14 protein-coding genes and 2 pseudogenes are annotated in these 16,378 nt (G+C 38.3%); 10 read left to right on the top strand and 6 right to left on the bottom strand.

Annotated features, from left to right (window positions below; translation table 11 throughout):
* Positions 1-67 precede the first annotated feature (67 nt).
* A complete protein-coding gene (locus E0H77_RS09865; RefSeq protein ID WP_131377586.1) occupies positions 68-961 on the bottom strand; it encodes a LysR family transcriptional regulator in 894 nt (297 codons plus the stop codon).
* A gap of 177 nt (positions 962-1,138) precedes the next feature.
* Here E0H77_RS09865 and E0H77_RS09860 point away from each other — a divergent pair, with 177 nt between their 5' ends.
* Together E0H77_RS09860 and E0H77_RS09855 are read left to right on the top strand one after the other, a co-directional pair.
* Complete coding sequence (locus tag E0H77_RS09860; protein WP_131377583.1) at positions 1,139-1,990, top strand: aldo/keto reductase; 852 nt, start codon at positions 1,139-1,141, stop codon at positions 1,988-1,990.
* A gap of 18 nt (positions 1,991-2,008) precedes the next feature.
* Positions 2,009-3,055: an alpha/beta hydrolase gene (locus tag E0H77_RS09855; protein WP_228258319.1), complete on the top strand. Its 1,047-nt coding sequence runs from the start codon at positions 2,009-2,011 to the stop codon at positions 3,053-3,055.
* A gap of 670 nt (positions 3,056-3,725) precedes the next feature.
* Here E0H77_RS09855 and E0H77_RS09850 read toward each other — a convergent pair.
* Entirely contained in the window at positions 3,726-4,526 is an 801-nt protein-coding gene (locus E0H77_RS09850; RefSeq protein WP_131377568.1) for an ABC transporter permease, read from the bottom strand.
* Complete coding sequence (locus E0H77_RS09845) at positions 4,523-5,152, bottom strand: ABC transporter ATP-binding protein (RefSeq protein WP_213073560.1); 630 nt, start codon at positions 5,150-5,152, stop codon at positions 4,523-4,525. Before E0H77_RS09845 ends, E0H77_RS09850 begins: the two co-directional genes overlap by 4 nt.
* 647 nt (positions 5,153-5,799) lie before the next feature.
* Here E0H77_RS09845 and E0H77_RS09840 point away from each other — a divergent pair.
* The 4 genes from E0H77_RS09840 to E0H77_RS09825 all read left to right on the top strand — a co-directional run bounded on the left by E0H77_RS09840 (position 5,800) and on the right by E0H77_RS09825 (position 9,692).
* Positions 5,800-6,483 (top strand): response regulator, encoded by a 684-nt coding sequence (locus E0H77_RS09840; protein WP_131377565.1) that lies wholly within the window; start codon positions 5,800-5,802, stop codon positions 6,481-6,483.
* Positions 6,476-8,119: a sensor histidine kinase gene (locus E0H77_RS09835; RefSeq protein WP_165491513.1), complete on the top strand. Its 1,644-nt coding sequence runs from the start codon at positions 6,476-6,478 to the stop codon at positions 8,117-8,119. The genes E0H77_RS09840 and E0H77_RS09835 overlap by 8 nt, the downstream gene beginning before the upstream one ends.
* Before the next feature lie 136 nt (positions 8,120-8,255).
* On the top strand, positions 8,256-9,077 hold the full coding sequence (locus tag E0H77_RS09830) for a COG4705 family protein (RefSeq protein ID WP_131377559.1): 822 nt from the start codon (positions 8,256-8,258) through the stop codon (positions 9,075-9,077).
* 18 nt (positions 9,078-9,095) lie between these two features.
* Positions 9,096-9,692 carry an undecaprenyl-diphosphatase gene (locus E0H77_RS09825; RefSeq protein WP_131377556.1) on the top strand — a complete coding sequence of 199 codons (597 nt, stop codon included), beginning with the start codon at positions 9,096-9,098 and terminating at the stop codon, positions 9,690-9,692.
* Positions 9,693-9,870: 178 nt separating this feature from the next.
* Here the strand turns inward: E0H77_RS09825 and E0H77_RS09820 are convergent.
* Positions 9,871-10,979: pseudogene (locus tag E0H77_RS09820) on the bottom strand (IS3 family transposase).
* A gap of 212 nt (positions 10,980-11,191) precedes the next feature.
* Positions 11,192-12,091, bottom strand: coding sequence for a LysR substrate-binding domain-containing protein (locus tag E0H77_RS09815; RefSeq protein WP_131377553.1), 900 nt, complete (start codon positions 12,089-12,091; stop codon positions 11,192-11,194).
* A gap of 472 nt (positions 12,092-12,563) precedes the next feature.
* On the opposite strand from E0H77_RS09815, the gene E0H77_RS09810 reads away from it, so the two are divergent.
* Both E0H77_RS09810 and E0H77_RS13915 read left to right on the top strand, forming a co-directional pair.
* Positions 12,564-13,613, top strand: coding sequence for an MBL fold metallo-hydrolase (locus E0H77_RS09810; protein WP_131377550.1), 1,050 nt, complete (start codon positions 12,564-12,566; stop codon positions 13,611-13,613).
* A gap of 208 nt (positions 13,614-13,821) precedes the next feature.
* Positions 13,822-13,938: pseudogene (locus tag E0H77_RS13915) on the top strand (IS5/IS1182 family transposase); the annotation flags it as partial.
* 328 nt (positions 13,939-14,266) lie between these two features.
* Here E0H77_RS13915 and E0H77_RS09800 read toward each other — a convergent pair.
* On the bottom strand, positions 14,267-14,851 hold the full coding sequence (locus E0H77_RS09800) for a TetR/AcrR family transcriptional regulator (protein ID WP_131377547.1): 585 nt from the start codon (positions 14,849-14,851) through the stop codon (positions 14,267-14,269).
* 80 nt (positions 14,852-14,931) lie between these two features.
* On the opposite strand from E0H77_RS09800, the gene E0H77_RS09795 reads away from it, so the two are divergent.
* Together E0H77_RS09795 and E0H77_RS09790 are read left to right on the top strand one after the other, a co-directional pair.
* Complete coding sequence (locus tag E0H77_RS09795; protein WP_131377544.1) at positions 14,932-15,633, top strand: SDR family NAD(P)-dependent oxidoreductase; 702 nt, start codon at positions 14,932-14,934, stop codon at positions 15,631-15,633.
* Positions 15,634-15,724: 91 nt separating this feature from the next.
* Positions 15,725-16,342 (top strand): FMN-dependent NADH-azoreductase, encoded by a 618-nt coding sequence (locus tag E0H77_RS09790; RefSeq protein WP_131377541.1) that lies wholly within the window; start codon positions 15,725-15,727, stop codon positions 16,340-16,342.
* The last annotated feature ends 36 nt before the right edge of the window (positions 16,343-16,378 follow it).

The following is a 16,378-nucleotide window of genomic DNA, read 5'->3' as shown; positions in this document are numbered from 1 at the left end:
AGTTAGCTCATGGATTTTGTTGAAGCCTTTGTATTTCAAAAGAAATGATTCTTGGCTTTATTCATGGTTATAAACGTAAAGTATCTATCAGTAAGCGAAATAATGGTGAGGATTCCCGACGGCTTGGATAGTACATGTAATAGGGTGAATAGTGCATATTCCAGTCGTCCAAAATCGTGACAAGCTTTCTACTTTTGAGTTCATCTTCAACCATGACTTTCGGTAACCAAACCAGACCATGCCCTTCCACACCTGCTTTAAGTTGCAAGCGGGCATGACTAACGATCAGTGAATATTCTGGATTAATGGTCAGGGTTTTATTTGGTTCTTGGAAATCATGAAACTCCCAAGACTGTATCCGCTCATGTGACGGTAAACGTAAGCCAATACAGCGATGATGATCTAATTCTCGAGGTGTTTGGGGAACGGAGAAATGTTCCAAATATTGTGGTGCAGCTAAAGTCAGCATTTCTAGTTCATCACTGACACGGACTGAAATCATATCTTTATGTACGGCATCACCCAAGCGAATCCCAATGTCATAGCGATCTTTCACAATATCTGCAAAGGCATAATCCATGGTCAGTTCCAATTGTACATCGGGATAATCACGCATGAATTTCGACAGTTTGTCCCAGAGCAAAACATTCAGAGAGATTTCTGTCCCGTTGATTCTGAGCTGCCCGCGAGGATTTTCGCGAAAATAATTCAAGTTATTGAGCTTCTGTTCAATGCCGTTGAGGAGAGGCTCAATATCGTTAAATAACTGTTCGCCCTCTTGGGTTAAAGAAACACTTCGGGTCGTGCGGTGCAATAGCTTTATGTCCAGACGCTGTTCCAGCATTTTAATGGTATAACTCAGCGCAGACTGAGAAACACCCATTTGTCCTGCTGCTTTGGTAAAACTTCCGGATCGGGCAACAATTAAAAATGCTTTTAAATCATCAAGATTTTCAGACATGGCAACTCACGATTTTCTGAATTTGATTATTATTTATTCAGTATAAATTTTATTAATCAAAATTGATTAATAAAATATTTATATAAGTGTAATCGAAATTTGCTGTCTAGTTGTGCAATTTTGATAAGGTTATAGTGGTTTTGTGATCAGGTTTTAACAGATTTAAAGGTAAAAATGATGCAAACCGTAAAATTGAATAATGGTGTCGAAATGCCACTTGCAGGTTTTGGCGTATTCCAAATGAATGATCGTCAAGAATGTGAACAAGCAGTACTCCACGCAATAGATGCAGGCTATCGTTTGATTGATACCGCTGCTTCTTATCAGAATGAAACTGAAGTTGGTAATGCCATTCGTCAAAGCAATATTGCACGGGATGAATTGTTTGTGACCACGAAGCTTTGGCTACAAGATACCAATTATGAAGGTGCAAAGGCACAGTTTGAACGCTCTTTAAACCGCTTACAAATGGATTATGTCGATTTATACCTGATCCATCAGCCGATTGGTGATGTACATGGGGCTTGGCGTGCAATGGAAGAACTACACGCAGCGGGAAAAATTCGCGCGATTGGTGTGAGTAATTTCCATCCTGACCGTCTAGCCGACTTGATTGCTTTTAATCAAGTCGTGCCTGCGGTGAATCAGGTTGAAGTCAACCCATTCCAGCAACAACTACAAGCTGTGCCTTGGATGCAATCACGCGGGATTCAACCTGAAGCATGGGCACCTTTTGCTGAGGGGCGTAACAATTTATTTAATCATCCTGTCTTACAGAAGATTGGTCAGAAATACGGAAAATCTATCGGTCAAGTGGTACTACGCTGGCTCTTACAACGCAATGTGGTGTCATTAGCCAAATCTGTTCGTCTTGAACGTTTGCAAGAGAACATCAATATCTTTGACTTTGAATTATCAGTGGAAGATATCAATCAAATCACCGCACTCGATACAGCAACCAGTTCGTTCTTCTCACACCGCGATCCTGCCATGATCGAATGGTTGACTAGTCGTAAACTCGATGTTTAGTCAATAGGGAGGAATATGATGAATATTTTAAAACCAATTTTATTGTCTGCAACTTTGGCAAGCAGTGGTTTCACTTTTGCTGATCAATCTAAAATTAATCCCTACGGCTTAGTCTATGCAGGAGCAATCATGAAAAATGAGAAAGGTCATGTGAATATTCATCCTGTGCATTACAAACTCAATAGTTTGGACATTGCGGCAAATGTTTATACACCTGCACATTTTGATGTCAATAAGAAGTATCCCACCGTTGTCGTGGCGCATCCGAATGGTGGTGTAAAAGAGCAAGTTGCAGGGCTTTATGCTCAGCGTCTTGCTGAGGAAGGTTATATCACTATTACAGCAGATGCCGCATACCAAGGTGCAAGTGCTGGACTCCCGCGTAATGTGGACAAACCTGCAAATCGTATTGAAGATATTCATGGGATGGCTGATTTTATCAGCCAGTATGCAGGGGTAGATTCTCACCGTATTGGTTTACTGGGTATCTGTGGGGGTGGGGGGTATGCCCTTGGCGCAGCAAAAACCGATAAACGCTTTAAAGCTGTAGCGACTTTAAGCATGTTTAACTCAGGTCGGGTGCGTCGTAACGGCTTTGAAGATTCTCAACTAGATAGCATTCAACAACGTCTAGAACAGGCATCTCAGGCGAGAGCGCAAGAAGCAGCAGGTGGGAAAGTTTTATATTCGGGGGATGTCAATCTGACTGATGAGCAAATCGCCAAATTACCTTTTGATTTATATCGCCAAGGTTATGAATATTATTTGAAAACCCATGCTCACCCAAACTCCTCAGCAAAGTATACCACCAGTAGTTTACTGGATTTGATGAGTTGGGACGCAACCGATCAAATTGAATTGATTCATCAACCTTTGCTTATGGTCGCAGGTTCCAAAGCTGACACGCTGTATATGACTCAGGATGCATATGCCAAAGCGACAGGAACTCAAGATAAGTCGTTGTATCTTATTCAAAATGCAACCCATATCGAAACTTACTGGAAGCCTGAATATGTGAATCAGGCAATGCATCAGTTCAAGCTATTCTTTGGCAAAAACCTATAAAAGCGCAAAAAATAGCAGTGATTTTTCTACACAAACTGCCAATATAACGGAGTAACAATGAAAATCAGATTGATGATGACCTTACTACTCCTGACAGGCACATTGGCAGGATGTGTAGTGACGTCACAGCAACACCTAAACAATACATAAATTAGGCATCAGGAAATTACCACTGCAGGCCAACATATTTTTAAAATAGGTTCTGCTCGAAATTTTGTAGGAAAAGCCGAGTTTGCCCGCTTTCCTATAATGTCAATGCCGTCGCAAGGAGATGTTGCACCAGCGATTGTTCGTTTTGAAGTGAATAGCATCACCCATTGGCATAGCCATAAATATGGGTAATACCTGATAGTGACCGAAGGTGATGGGCGTATTCAAGAATGGGGCAGACCTATACAGCGTATAGTCAAAGGCGATGTGATCTGGTGTCCGCCAAATGTGAAACATTGGCATGATGCTAGTGAACAAAGTGACATAACGCAATCGCGATCAGTCCTGTATCGAATGAACCAGACAATGTGATTTGGATGGAAAAAGTAAATTTATCAGCATCAACTAAAGAAAACGTCAGTGCTAATAAAGTTGAAAAGAAAGTAACTCAAACGCCAGTGACTTTAGCCACCACTCTCCTAGACAAATTTCGTTTAGGAGTTGGTGTTAGTCTTTTAATTTATTTATGCTTGGTAAGTCGATCAATCCGTAGCCGTTGCCGCTCATCAGTGATTGCCCAAGATGCAAAATATACAGCTGCGACAGCAGATAAACCACTTCCACCAGTAAGTAAAAACATAAGTAATATTTGATATTTTACGGCTTCTATAGGGTCAACTCCGGCTAGTATTTGTCCAGTCATAATCCCTGGCAAGGTGATAATGCCTGCAGCTGACATTTGATTAATGATTGGAATGAGACCTTTGCGTATTGAATCGCTGATATAGGGCATCAATGCTCGATGGAACTTGGTACCAAGTGCAAGTTGAGCTTCAATTGCTGCCCGTCCATTCACGACCCCTGAAAAAAATGTATCAAGACCCAGACTGGCGGAATTTAGAACACTACCCAATACAATGCCGACTAATGGAATAGCATAATGAGGGTCATACCAGGGGGTTGGACGTATTGCAGTCAACAGTGCGAGTAATACAACGGCTGTTGTTGAAAAACTTACCACTACAGCAGCAATTCGGTAATTAGCAAAACCTTGAAGTCTATGAGCCGGCCTGACCGCTATTTCTCGTGCGGCAGCTGTAATCATTAATATAACAAGGCAGAGGATAAAGAAGGGTGAATTTAGGGTAAAAGCAACTCGAAGTACAAAACCAACCAATACCAGTTGTACAACCATTCGGATTGCTGACCATAATATCTGGCGATGAATACGCAAACCTAGAACCATTGAAATGGCAGCATCAAGCAATACCAATGAGGCAGCTATTCCTAAATCAAGTGGCTGGAGATGTATAGGATTCATAACGATACAAATTCCCCTTGTTCTATGCGTAAAATTCGATGACTTAGACGTTTTGCAAGTTCTGTGGAATGTGTAACAAGTACAATCCCTAACCCTTTATGAAGCTCTTCACTGAGTAGTGCTTCAACAGCTTGAATGGAAGCTTGATCTAACGCAGATGTAGGTTCATCAAGAAGGAGAATTTTTGGCTGGTTAACCAATGAACGAACCAATGCCAACCTTTGCCTTTCTCCAGTAGAAAGGCGATTTATATCAACTTCTAGTAATTCACGAGAGAGATTCAGTCGTGACAATAATTCTAGAACAGTATTTTGATCCTTGATTGAAAAATGTTTACCAGCAGTGGATTCCCACCATGCAGGCTCTGCTGCTTGATAAATAACCTGATGCCGCCATTCTGGTGCTGACCAGCTTGATCGGCTCATGCCATTTAAAAAGACATCACCGGAATTGGGTTCAAGGTCTGCAATCATGCGTAGCAAAACACTTTTTCCAGAACCAGATGTGCCTAGAATGGCAATACATTCTCCTTGAGCAAGGTCAAATGAAAAAGGCCCTGCGTAATCTGATTGAAGATTTTGTACTGAAAGCAGGGGATAGTCTGAAGTAGTAATTTTTTTCTCCAAAAATTATGAGCTGGATAGAAAATAAAGAAACTAAACTAAAGGGTACACCCCTTTAGTTTAGTTTCTTTATTTTTTGGTTACTGGTTTAACGAAGTAAAGAGATTTTTTTGAATTATTTTACATAGCCTGTATGGCACTGTTGACAAAAATATTGGACGTCAACTTGAGGGAATTGAGGTCGATCGGGTTTTTGTTGATAAGGCCTCTGGCAAAATACTGCCCGCCCGAAATTTCAGGAAATTTAGTTCACATGTTATTAATCATAATCTTGGAAATTATCCTAAAATTTTTTCCCAAGCATTTATTATTCTTTATGTTTTTCTTATTTTTCTAGTTGTCTAGGATCATTAGTGAATAGAGTTTTCGGTCTCTAAGCACTTTTTAAAGGGTACATCATCGACTCAAATCTCTATTTGCAACAGTGCCAGCTGAATGTAATTCATATTTTCCGAGAAACAGCAGTTGAAAAATCAGTGCTGCAAGCCAATATTGAAATTTTTTATGGGTAATTACAAAGTTTAATCAATGCTTTAAAGCCTGTATCATGATTCCTGAATAAAACCGAATTAATCATTCGTAAATCAATGTTTCATTTATGCTGAATACAATTTTTAGCGGAGTGAGTGATCTAAAGAAAGGAAAAAATCATGCGCGTATTATTGGTTGAAGATGATTTGATGATCGGTGAAACACTGACTGAAGCATTACAAGATGAGGCCTATACTGCGGACTGGGTGAAAGATGGAAAACATGCCATTTTAGCCATTGAAACCCAAGCCTATGATTTGATCTTACTCGATTTAGGGTTACCCGAAATTGATGGTATGGGTGTTCTTAAAACCATTCGAAATTCAAAACTTGAAACGCCTGTGTTGATTTTGACCGCGCGAGATGCCCTAGATGACCGTATTAAAGGGCTCGATGCTGGGGCAGATGACTATGTCATTAAACCGTTTGAACTGGGTGAGGTGCTCGCCAGAATGCGAGTATTAATTCGTCGTTCACAAGGAAAAGCTGAAAATTTACTGACTGTGGGGAATTTAAGCCTTGATACGGCCAATAAGCGCGTAATGCTATCAGGCAAAACCGTGATTGATGTAACTGCTAAAGAATTTATGCTATTGACGACATTTATGCTATCTCCGGACAAAGTATTATCAAAAAACCAATTGGAAGACTCACTATATGGCTGGGGAATGGAGGTTGAAAGTAATGCGATTGAATTCTTGATTTACAATTTACGTAAAAAGCTTGGTCATCAAACCATAAAAAATGTGCGAGGGTTGGGCTGGTATATTACTCAGCAGATGGATGATGAAGGTCATGCTTGATAGTCAACCATCGTTACAATTAAAAAGAAACCGTTCATTATTACAGCAAGTGATCATATGGACGGTTGTAACGTTACTTATTTTGGCGGTTTTGGCAGGTGGATTTGCATTTTGGAATAGTTATCGTCAAATCAGTAATTTTCAAAACGATAACCTCAAAAATATTGCGAATTTAATAGCTGACAATGAAAATCAAAATTTAAATCATAAAATTAACAATAACTTGGCCAAAGATTCAGTGATAGAACCATTGTCTAAAAGCCAGCATTATCAATTATCTAATAATGACGATGGAATTAGTATTGACGTTTTTAGACTTGTTCAGCCTGCTCAAGTTTCGACTGAAAAAAATACGCTTTTGGAGAATCACACCCACACTCAAATTCAATTCAACAAAAGTCCTTTGCAAAGTGATCGTTTAACATTTCAACAATTACAGCATGTCCCAAATGGCTTAAGCTCTCAGGAGATCTCTGGTGAAGAGTGGCGTGTTTATCGGCTAGATAAAAATCATGCGATTATTATCGTTCGACAATTAACTGATTTACAAGCTGATTTGGCTGAAAGTAGTGCCATACAATCTCTTGCGCCATTGCTTTTGGCTATTCTGGCTTTGGGGGCAATATTGCCTTTAATCATGTGGCGCATGTTTCATCCAGTCAAGGTTCTGGCAAATACGGTGATGCAACGTCAGGATTTTGATTTTAGTCCATTACCTTTGACAAACTTGCCTGATGAAATTTTGCCATTCATGACCGCAATTAATCAGTTATTGGTACAAGTCAAAAATAATGTTGAGCAACAGCAACAGTTTATTGCAGATACATCACATGAGTTACGTTCACCACTGACCGCAATCTCTCTACAAGTACAACGATTACAGCGTTTAGCAACAGATGATACAATTCGAGCGGGCTTGGATAAATTGGCTTTACGGGTTAAACGCAATCAAGATTTAGTTGAGCAATTACTCACTCTTGCACGACTGAATGCCAATCATGATCATATCCAACCAGTCGCTGTTCGTCCGCTATTAGAGCAAGCTGTTAATTTATTATTGCCCATTATTGATAATAAGCAGATTCAATTGGTTCTTGATCTTGATATCAATAATTTTTCCCAGAATACTCACCATCAAGATGTTACGATTCATGCTGATGCTACAGCCATTTTATTGTTAATTAAGAATATTATTCAAAATTCTGTGCTATATACGCCTGAAGGTGGTCAAGTCAGTATTGCATTGAAATGTATTGAGAACTGGCCAGATGTCTTAAAGTCACAAAGTGTTTGTGTTATTGGACCGTCGCAACAAACGGCCTTTGATTTGCCTGCGAAACAAATCATCTTGCAAATTATTGATACAGGATGCGGAATTGATCAGGAACATTATCTGCAGGCTTTTGAGCCATTCGTACGATTAAATTCCACGCAAGATACAATGATTCACCGTTCTGATAATCTGGCAGCGAGTCAGGGACCAAAAGGCACTGGCTTAGGATTATCTATCGTAAAAACAGTCTGTGAACAGACTGGAATCTTACTGTTTTTATCTGCATCACAAGGCAGTGACTATAACTTAACCGTCAATCGGGGATTGTGTGTAACCTTAGTACTGCCCCAATTGATAAATTAAATCTGGTTTATCCATAAAATGTGTACATAACATCTTTTTTATAGAAGCTGCTAAGTTTCTGCTAAGTTTCAGCAACGTATCGTAACACCAACATTCGTTCGTTCGCGTTCAACTGATGTAAGCAGGAATTTTAACAATGCGCACAATCAATCATAAAATGAATTCTGACCCTAATCGCTCAGACACTCCCTTAATCAATAAAGTTGCTGAAGTCACTTCTCTATTCTGGTTACTGAAAATTGTGGCAACGACCCTAGGTGAAACATTAGGGGACTTTATCGCTCAAACGCTTAATTTAGGCTATTTAACAGGAATAGCGATTACAGGTATTGGTTTTCTTATTGTATTAGCAATACAGCTTCGTTTAAAAAAATTCATTCCTGTTGTGTTCTGGTTGGTTATTATCGGGACAACTACATTGGGAACAGAAATTTCAGATGCCATTGATCGTACTTTGCATCTTGGCTATACCGGAGGCAGCTTACTCTTGTTCTCTGGCTTGGTGGCAGCTTTAAGTTTTTGGTATAAGAAATATCGTAATTTGTCAGTCTACCCAATCTATGAATTACCAAAAGAACTGTATTACTGGATCGCAATTTTGTTCTCAAACAGCTTAGGTACAGCATTCGGTGACTTTTTAGGAGATGCTTTGGGGCTAAGTTATTTACAAGGCTCAATGGTAACGGGTGGCATTATTGCATTGGTTATTCTGCTGCATAAATTCTCAAAAGTGAATCATATCATTTTGTTCTGGATTGCATTTGTATTTACTCGTCCATTTGGCGCAACTTTTGGTGACTTCCTGACAAAACCGATGGCAAAAGGTGGACTGGATTTGGGGACACTCAATGCATCATTGATCGCTATAGCTGTAATGGCTATCTTAATCGTGTTGTCACACATTCAACATAACCGTCGCTTAGCACAAAATGCAGATTTTCAAATTTTAAAAGATTAGCAGATCAAGGAAAGTAAGATGTCATTAGAACCCTTCAATCTGCAACTTTTTTTGGCTATTAATGCCAGCCCTATTGCTCATTTATCGACGATTCATCTTGCAATTTTTATTGCCAATGATTTGTTATATCTGATACCGCTATTTCTGCTGGCATACTGGGCTATTGGTGATCGTATTCAAAAGCAAATTGCGCTGAAATCCGTATGTGTGGCTTTATTGGCATTAGGTGTTGCTCAAATTATTGGTCATGTTTATCCACATCCTCGCCCGTTTATGATGGGGATCGGTCGAACACTGATTGATCATGTATCTGATCCATCATTTCCTAGTGATCACATGACATTATTTAGCTCAATCGCAGTCACTTTTTTACTGTCTCGTAAGTATTTAATTGGTTGGGCTATTTTTATAATGGCATGGACTGTAGCGTGGGCACGGATATATATCGGCGTACATTTTCCATTCGATATGGTTGGTGCGTTTATCTTGTCAATCAGCGTCGCTTTACTGATGGAGCCAGTCTGGAAAAAAATTGGTGATCAATTCACTCAGCTATTCATTTATTTGTATGAAATGACTTTAGGGAGATTGTTGAAGATCAATAAAGCAAATTAAAAAGTATCTTCCTGATCAGGAAACCTCACCTGAAAGTGAACATATCTTTTAGATGAGAATATAGCGCATTCCATATGATGTCTTATGCGATCTTAAAAATCATTAGATATCATGAATGCTCTCACTTTCTCAATGAAGTAAGGTGGTTGGTTGTTTAAAAAGAAAGTCTGGACTGATCTTAGACAGTATTGTGGACAGCCGATCCCTCTAAATTTTTAAAATATTTCTGTTCAAAGGCTTCTGGGCTTAAGCAGCCATTTGCAGAATGTCGTCTAATTCGATTGTAGTAAATCTCAATATATTCAAACAAGACAGAATTGGCTTCTTTTCGGGTAGTAAACACATTACCGTACACCACATGAGCTTTTAAGGTATGAAAAAAGCTTTCCGTTACAGCATTATCCCATGAGTAGCGACTGAAGCTACGCAAGGGAATGCACCATCCCACCTGTTAGATAGCCTTGTCGTGCCAGTGCATAATTAAATGCATCGCATACCAGTTGACGATCTATACGATGGCTAGTTTGCCAACCGACAATTCGACAACTAAATAAATCTAGCATCACACATAAGTACAACCAACCTTCTTTGGTGCGGATATAAGTAATGTCTCTTGTCTTGAGAATCATTGCTTCGCAAGATTTGGCTGCATGACTGTAAATTGGCGATCCAGCAAATTTGGTGCTGTGGGCAAGCGATGATTTGAATCTGTTGTATGCTTATATTTACGTGCAATCTTGCTGCGTAAACCGAGCTTTCTCAACATTCTTCCAACGGTACATTCACTCATATCGTAACCTAGATCATGCATATCATGAACCAATGAAGGTGCTCCTAATCGTGCATGATGCTGCCAATATACAGCTTTTAAATCAGTATATTTCTGAGTAGCGTGAATCTGTCGCTTCCGCCAAGATAATAGTCTGAAGTGCTGATGTCTAAGAATTTACAAGCAGAAGATACCGTGACAGCTTTTATATCAAATATTGAATTAACGTGTACTTTTCTTGGCGTGATCTGTCAGAAAGTACACATGCGCCTTTTTTAAGATATCATTGGCTTCCCTGAGTTGTTTGACTTCCTTTCTAAATCTAAAATACGCTGTTGTTCTGGTGAGAGTTGACGTTTGCTTGAACCTGTTGGGTTAGCTTCACGAATCCATTTATCTAATGTTGAATAGCCGACCCTAATTTTTGGGCGATTTTAGCTACAGACTCATGTGAATTCGAAAGTGCATAATCTATCTATTGCTTGCTGTTTAAATTCTGGACTAAAGCATTTAGCCATTTTTACATCTCCAAAGTTAACGTTACGTTAGCTTTAGAGGGAAGCATTGTCCATTATTTTGGCTAGGATCAAGAAAATACTGGACGCCAAAATGAGGTTGCTTCATGTCCAAATTACTGAAAAGCAATTCACTGTTTTCTATAAATTTGTATTAAAAAATGACCGTATTTCTCTACAAGCTCATCGCATCTTTCAATAACATGAGTTTCTGGCTAAGGAAGTGCGCTGAATAAATCAAATATCACTTTTCTTAACCACTGGTTACTGCTCTGATGATGACAAGAGGTATGCCAGTATTGTCGTACAGGATAAGTCGGGAAGTCTAAGGGTGCTTGTAATATTTTCAGATTACCCCGCGAGAGTAAAACCTCACTGAGATAATAAGGAATCGTGGCAATAGCATCAGTTTCTTGTACAACTAGCCCAACACCAAGATAACTCGGTAAGGTCATTAAAATATTACGCTTTAGACCTCGGCTGATTAATTCATTTTCAATGTGGTAATGACCAATACTAGTATCCACATCGACATGCGACTCACGAATGTAGGTTTCAATATCTAGATAGTCAGATTGAATTCGTGGATGATCCTTGCGGCTAATAACCACATAATATTGGGAAAATAATTGTTGCTGATAAAAGCCTTGATCAAACTCTGGTAAAAAGCCAATGGCTAAATCAATTTCACCATTAGCCATCTGATAGCTGGTTTCACGGCTGATTGGGCGAACTTTTAATCGAATAGAGGGAGCATATTGTTTTAAGTATTTGGTGAGCTTTGGCAACAACACTAGATGTGACACGTCGGTCATAGCAATACTAAATAACTGGTCAGAATGATTCGGAGTAAAATCAACTTTAAAATTATTCACACTTTCAATCTTGCCAATAATTTCACTGATCGGAGAAAATAATTGCTTAGCTAACTCGGTGGGTACCATTTCATTGCCCACGCGCAAAAATAGGGGGTCATTAAAATGTGTTCTAATTTTATTGAGACAGTTGCTCACTGCAGGCTGACTCAGCCCCAAAGTTTCAGCCGCTGCAGAAACATTCTTATACTTGTAAATATAATAAAAAATCTCAAGAAGTTTGCTGTCTAGCTTAAACATGTCAATTATTCCACAATCACAATATGCTTTTCTTAATTTAGAAATACATTCATTCAGAAAGGATGATTGTATCTAATATTGATATTATTACATGCCTTTTTTAGTACTGTAAGCTATATCTCACAAGTAGAGGGGATAATCGTTCCATATTTAAGCTGGGTCAAATTTCTTATTCTGAACTCATTGAGGAACTGGACGTTCTGGAACATCAAACAAAAATAATAAGTTCTCGCATCAGGATCGTGAGGTATGACAGGAGTTGACCCTAGACGCAAATAGGAAAAAACTCAGGCAGGATGTCTGGGTTTTTTCCTGTTATTCACCAATTAAAATGTTTATGTGATTGGTGGCAGTCTAGGTGTTACGTAAAGATGTCTACAAAATTGGTGGCTATTCATACTTCTGAATAAGTCATACAATTAATGATGAAGTATTTCGGACTCTGTATTTAAGAGCTAAACAAGGAAAAGTTATGAATAAAAAAACAATATTAACAGTAGCTTATGGTCTTACTCTACCTTTACTATTCACTGCTTGTGCTCACACCCATACATTTGTTTCACAAGACAGGAGTAAAGCAGTAACGAGTAATAATGAATATTTGCACCTTGCTAGTACCCATCCTGCCCATATTGCCCCTAATAAAGATGAAATGCGTGTAACTTTATTGGGAACAGGTAGCCCTGTCCCGAGTGAACAACGTTTTGGTATGTCTACATTGGTACAAGCTGGAGGCTATAATCTTGTTTTTGATGCAGGACGGGGAGCAGTCATTCGTTTAACCCAAGCAGGTATACCGTTAGGAAAGATTGATGGTGTTTTTTTAACCCATTATCATTCCGACCATGTCAATGGTCTTAGTGATATGTGGATGACAGGTTACATACCTGCTTTTGGAGGTCGTCAAGGTGATTTTAATGTATATGGACCCACTGGTGCCCGTGCTTTAGTAGAAGGCTTGAAGATAGCCCATGCAGATGATATTCGAGTTAGAGTCGCAGATGGTGAGCTAAAAAAAGAGACGACTAATATTGTTGCTCATGAATTTCCTGAAGAAGGTGGTGTTGTTTTTAATCAAAATGGCGTAGTCGTTACAGCCTTTAAAGTTGAACATGACCATCATGGCGCTATTCGACCTGCGCTAGGTTATAGAGTGGATTATGCTGGACGTTCAGTCGTGATAAGTGGCGATACAATTCCCACTGCGAATATATTTAAATACGGCAAAGGTGTTGATTTATTGATACATGAAGTAGCCGAATTTCAAGATACTCATGCCGTGCCACAAGTGTATGCTCATCATACTAATCCTCGAGAGGCAGGTGAAATTTTTAATCAAACCAAACCTAAACTGGCAGTATATAGTCACATTGTAAATGGAGTTTCATCTAAAATAATTGGTATTCCTGATAAGGTGTTAATCCAACGTACCAAGGTAAATTATCAAGGTCCATTAGTCGTGGGTCGAGACTTAATGAGTTTTTTATTAACGCCTACTAAAATAGATACTTACACACCTTAATTTTGCTAAGTCATCTTTATTTCGACCTAGACAATGGTTAAGCCAACAATCTAAAGTTGTGTGTGAATAAATTTTATATAAAAACACCTGTTTTTATTTTAGCAGAATAAAAAAGCCCTCATTGGAAGTCACCAATGAGTAAACATCGGTGAAACCCGCTTGACTCAAGCAGGTTTCACTGGTGTGGCAGCAACTCTATAATTCTGAGATGAATCAGCCTGCACTGAAAAAATACCACACAACGAAATGGTCTTTTTATAACCAAATTCTAATCAAACGTGGAAATATCACCACTTTTGATTCCAATACTGAGTGGTATGCACAATAGTTTTATCCGCAGAACTTGGGTTTGCATTTACCGTACATTTAGCGGATAAAACATTGAAGAGGTTTATTTTTAATATGTATATTTCACTTCTGCATAGAAGGTTCGCTCAGGAAATGGATGATATAAAAAATATTTAGAATTATTTAAATTATCAACCCCTGCGGCTGCACTCCAGTTGTGATTTAACTGATAACTGGTGCGAACATCCATCACAAAAAAGGGTTGAAAGCCCTGATAAGTTTTAGGGAACGTATCGGTATTGTCTACCGTTGCATATTGTCGACCAATATACCTGCATTTCTAAACTGCAGTATATCAATGATACCTACCGTAATATTAATTTCTTAGTCGCTTTAATGATCATTTCTCTACGTTTCTCATGATTACCCATATCTTCTAATGAAGTAAACATTCTTGCAACTTGTGGCAACATAAACCAACTATTTGCAATTGCTAAAATCAAAAATGCTAAATAGCTTGGTTCAATACTATTGGTTACTTTTCCTTGTTGTTGCGCATCAAAAACTGCTTGAATTTTATAATCATAATTTTTTCTGCGAATTTCTTCATTTGGGACTTCTCCATCATAAATTAACCCTTCCCAAAGTAATAAACGACTAAGCTCGGGATGTTCGCAATGATAATCATAAGCTCGACCTGCATATTCAGATAAGTCTTCTTCTGATATTGATTGAATAGGCACTAATTTAGCAACTTTAACCAATTCATTGCGTAAAACTGCATCAAAAAGATCTCTTTTAGCACCAAAATAATTATAAATTCTTTCTTTATTTACCCCAGCAATCTTGGCGATTTTATCAATCGTTGTGCCATCTGGCCCATGTTTTGCAAACTCAATCACTGCTGCATTCAAAATCTTTTGTTTAGTTCCTTCTGTATCCCAAGACATCATTTTTCCTCTTGCAAACCATAAAAAAGTATATTATAAAGCACAAATCCAACTAATTCGTTGGATTTTGGAACTTAATAATGAAAAACAATATTATAATTTTCGGCTATGGGCTAGGTATTTCTAGAGCACTGGCTTATCGATTTGGTCAAGAAGGCTATATCGTTGGTTTAGTTGCTCGAAATAAAGAAAAACTAGAAGAACAGGTATTAGAACTTCAATTAGCAAATATCGATGCCCATTTTTTTTGTAGTGACCTAAGTAAAACTGAAGAAATTCCTAAACTTATTCATGAAATTAAAAATCAGTTTGGCGAAATCAAAAATATTCATTGGAATGCATTCCATGATATTGAAGGTGATCTACTTACCATTAATCCATCTGATCTCACGAAAAGCTTTCACTTACGTGTCTCAAGTTATATTGCGACTGTACAGGCTTGCCTGAATGACTTAAAAAATAATCAAGGCAGTATCTTATCTACAAATGGAGTGTTTGCACTCGATTTGAATGAGATTGATATGATTGCTCAAGAATATGCAGCGTTATCAATTGCAGTTGCATCACAATATAAAACCACAAATTTGCTTGCACATTCTTTAAAAAATTTACAGGTCTATATAGGTCAAGTCATTGTAAATGGGTTTGTTGAAGGAACTTCAGGTGCTGAGAATAAGTTATATACCATCGCGCCAGAAGCCGTTGCTGATCAATTTTGGGAATTACATCAGCAAAAAGATCGAACAACTGTTTTATGCGGAAGAGCACTCAAAGCTGCTTAAAAATAAGGAAATTCCTTTTTAATCATAAAATTTTAATAAACCAAAAAATATTTATTACTGCTTTTTTAATCTGTGAAATCCAGAGGATATTATGAAACTATTACACATCAACTCATCAACTCGTGGGGAAAATAGTCAATCTTTATTGATTGCCAAACAAGTGATTGCCAAACTTCAAGATAAGCATTCAGATTTAGTGATTGATGAGTTTGATCTTTTTGAAGGTAGCCTCCCTGCTTTTGATAAAAATGCTGTTGGTGCAAAAATGGCATTATTTACAGGCCAAGATGCAAACTCTACAGAAAAAGCAGCATGGACAGAAATTAAAGCCGTCTATGATCGCTTTGCCTCAGCAGACATTTATGTGTTCAACGTTCCATTATGGAATAACAATATTCCCTATATTTTAAAACAGCTGATTGATGTCGTCACCCAACCTGGCTGGTCATTTGGTTTTGATATGAATCAGGGCTATACAGGGCTATTGACTGGCAAAAAAGCTTACCTTGTGATTGCGAGTGGTGTGTACTACGAAGGTATCCCAGAAAACTTTGGTTCTGACTTTGCGACACCTTATTTACAAGATTGGCTAAAATTTATTGGTATTACAGACATTGAAACCATTCATATTTCACCTACCGTTTTAAATAATGATTATGAAAAAACAAAAGGCGAAGTGATTGATGATCTTGAAAAACTAATTGCCTAATAACAACAAATAAACCAGGAAGCCTGTTAGAACGCT

Source organism: Acinetobacter brisouioides, from assembly GCF_004331075.1.
Classification (GTDB): Bacteria; Pseudomonadota; Gammaproteobacteria; order Pseudomonadales; family Moraxellaceae; genus Acinetobacter.
The sequence above is the reverse complement of the archived record's forward strand: the minus strand, read 5'-3'. Positions and strand labels throughout refer to the sequence as shown.

Coding starts and splice junctions, on each gene's coding strand:
- E0H77_RS09865 (WP_131377586.1), bottom strand. CDS start 961: ATGTCTGAAAATCTTGATGATTTAAAAGCATTTTTAATTGTTGCCCGA.
- E0H77_RS09860 (WP_131377583.1), top strand. CDS start 1,139: ATGCAAACCGTAAAATTGAATAATGGTGTCGAAATGCCACTTGCAGGT.
- E0H77_RS09855 (WP_228258319.1), top strand. CDS start 2,009: ATGAATATTTTAAAACCAATTTTATTGTCTGCAACTTTGGCAAGCAGT.
- E0H77_RS09850 (WP_131377568.1), bottom strand. CDS start 4,526: ATGAATCCTATACATCTCCAGCCACTTGATTTAGGAATAGCTGCCTCA.
- E0H77_RS09840 (WP_131377565.1), top strand. CDS start 5,800: ATGCGCGTATTATTGGTTGAAGATGATTTGATGATCGGTGAAACACTG.
- E0H77_RS09835 (WP_165491513.1), top strand. CDS start 6,476: ATGCTTGATAGTCAACCATCGTTACAATTAAAAAGAAACCGTTCATTA.
- E0H77_RS09830 (WP_131377559.1), top strand. CDS start 8,256: ATGCGCACAATCAATCATAAAATGAATTCTGACCCTAATCGCTCAGAC.
- E0H77_RS09825 (WP_131377556.1), top strand. CDS start 9,096: ATGTCATTAGAACCCTTCAATCTGCAACTTTTTTTGGCTATTAATGCC.
- E0H77_RS09815 (WP_131377553.1), bottom strand. CDS start 12,091: ATGTTTAAGCTAGACAGCAAACTTCTTGAGATTTTTTATTATATTTAC.
- E0H77_RS09810 (WP_131377550.1), top strand. CDS start 12,564: ATGAATAAAAAAACAATATTAACAGTAGCTTATGGTCTTACTCTACCT.
- E0H77_RS09800 (WP_131377547.1), bottom strand. CDS start 14,851: ATGTCTTGGGATACAGAAGGAACTAAACAAAAGATTTTGAATGCAGCA.
- E0H77_RS09795 (WP_131377544.1), top strand. CDS start 14,932: ATGAAAAACAATATTATAATTTTCGGCTATGGGCTAGGTATTTCTAGA.
- E0H77_RS09790 (WP_131377541.1), top strand. CDS start 15,725: ATGAAACTATTACACATCAACTCATCAACTCGTGGGGAAAATAGTCAA.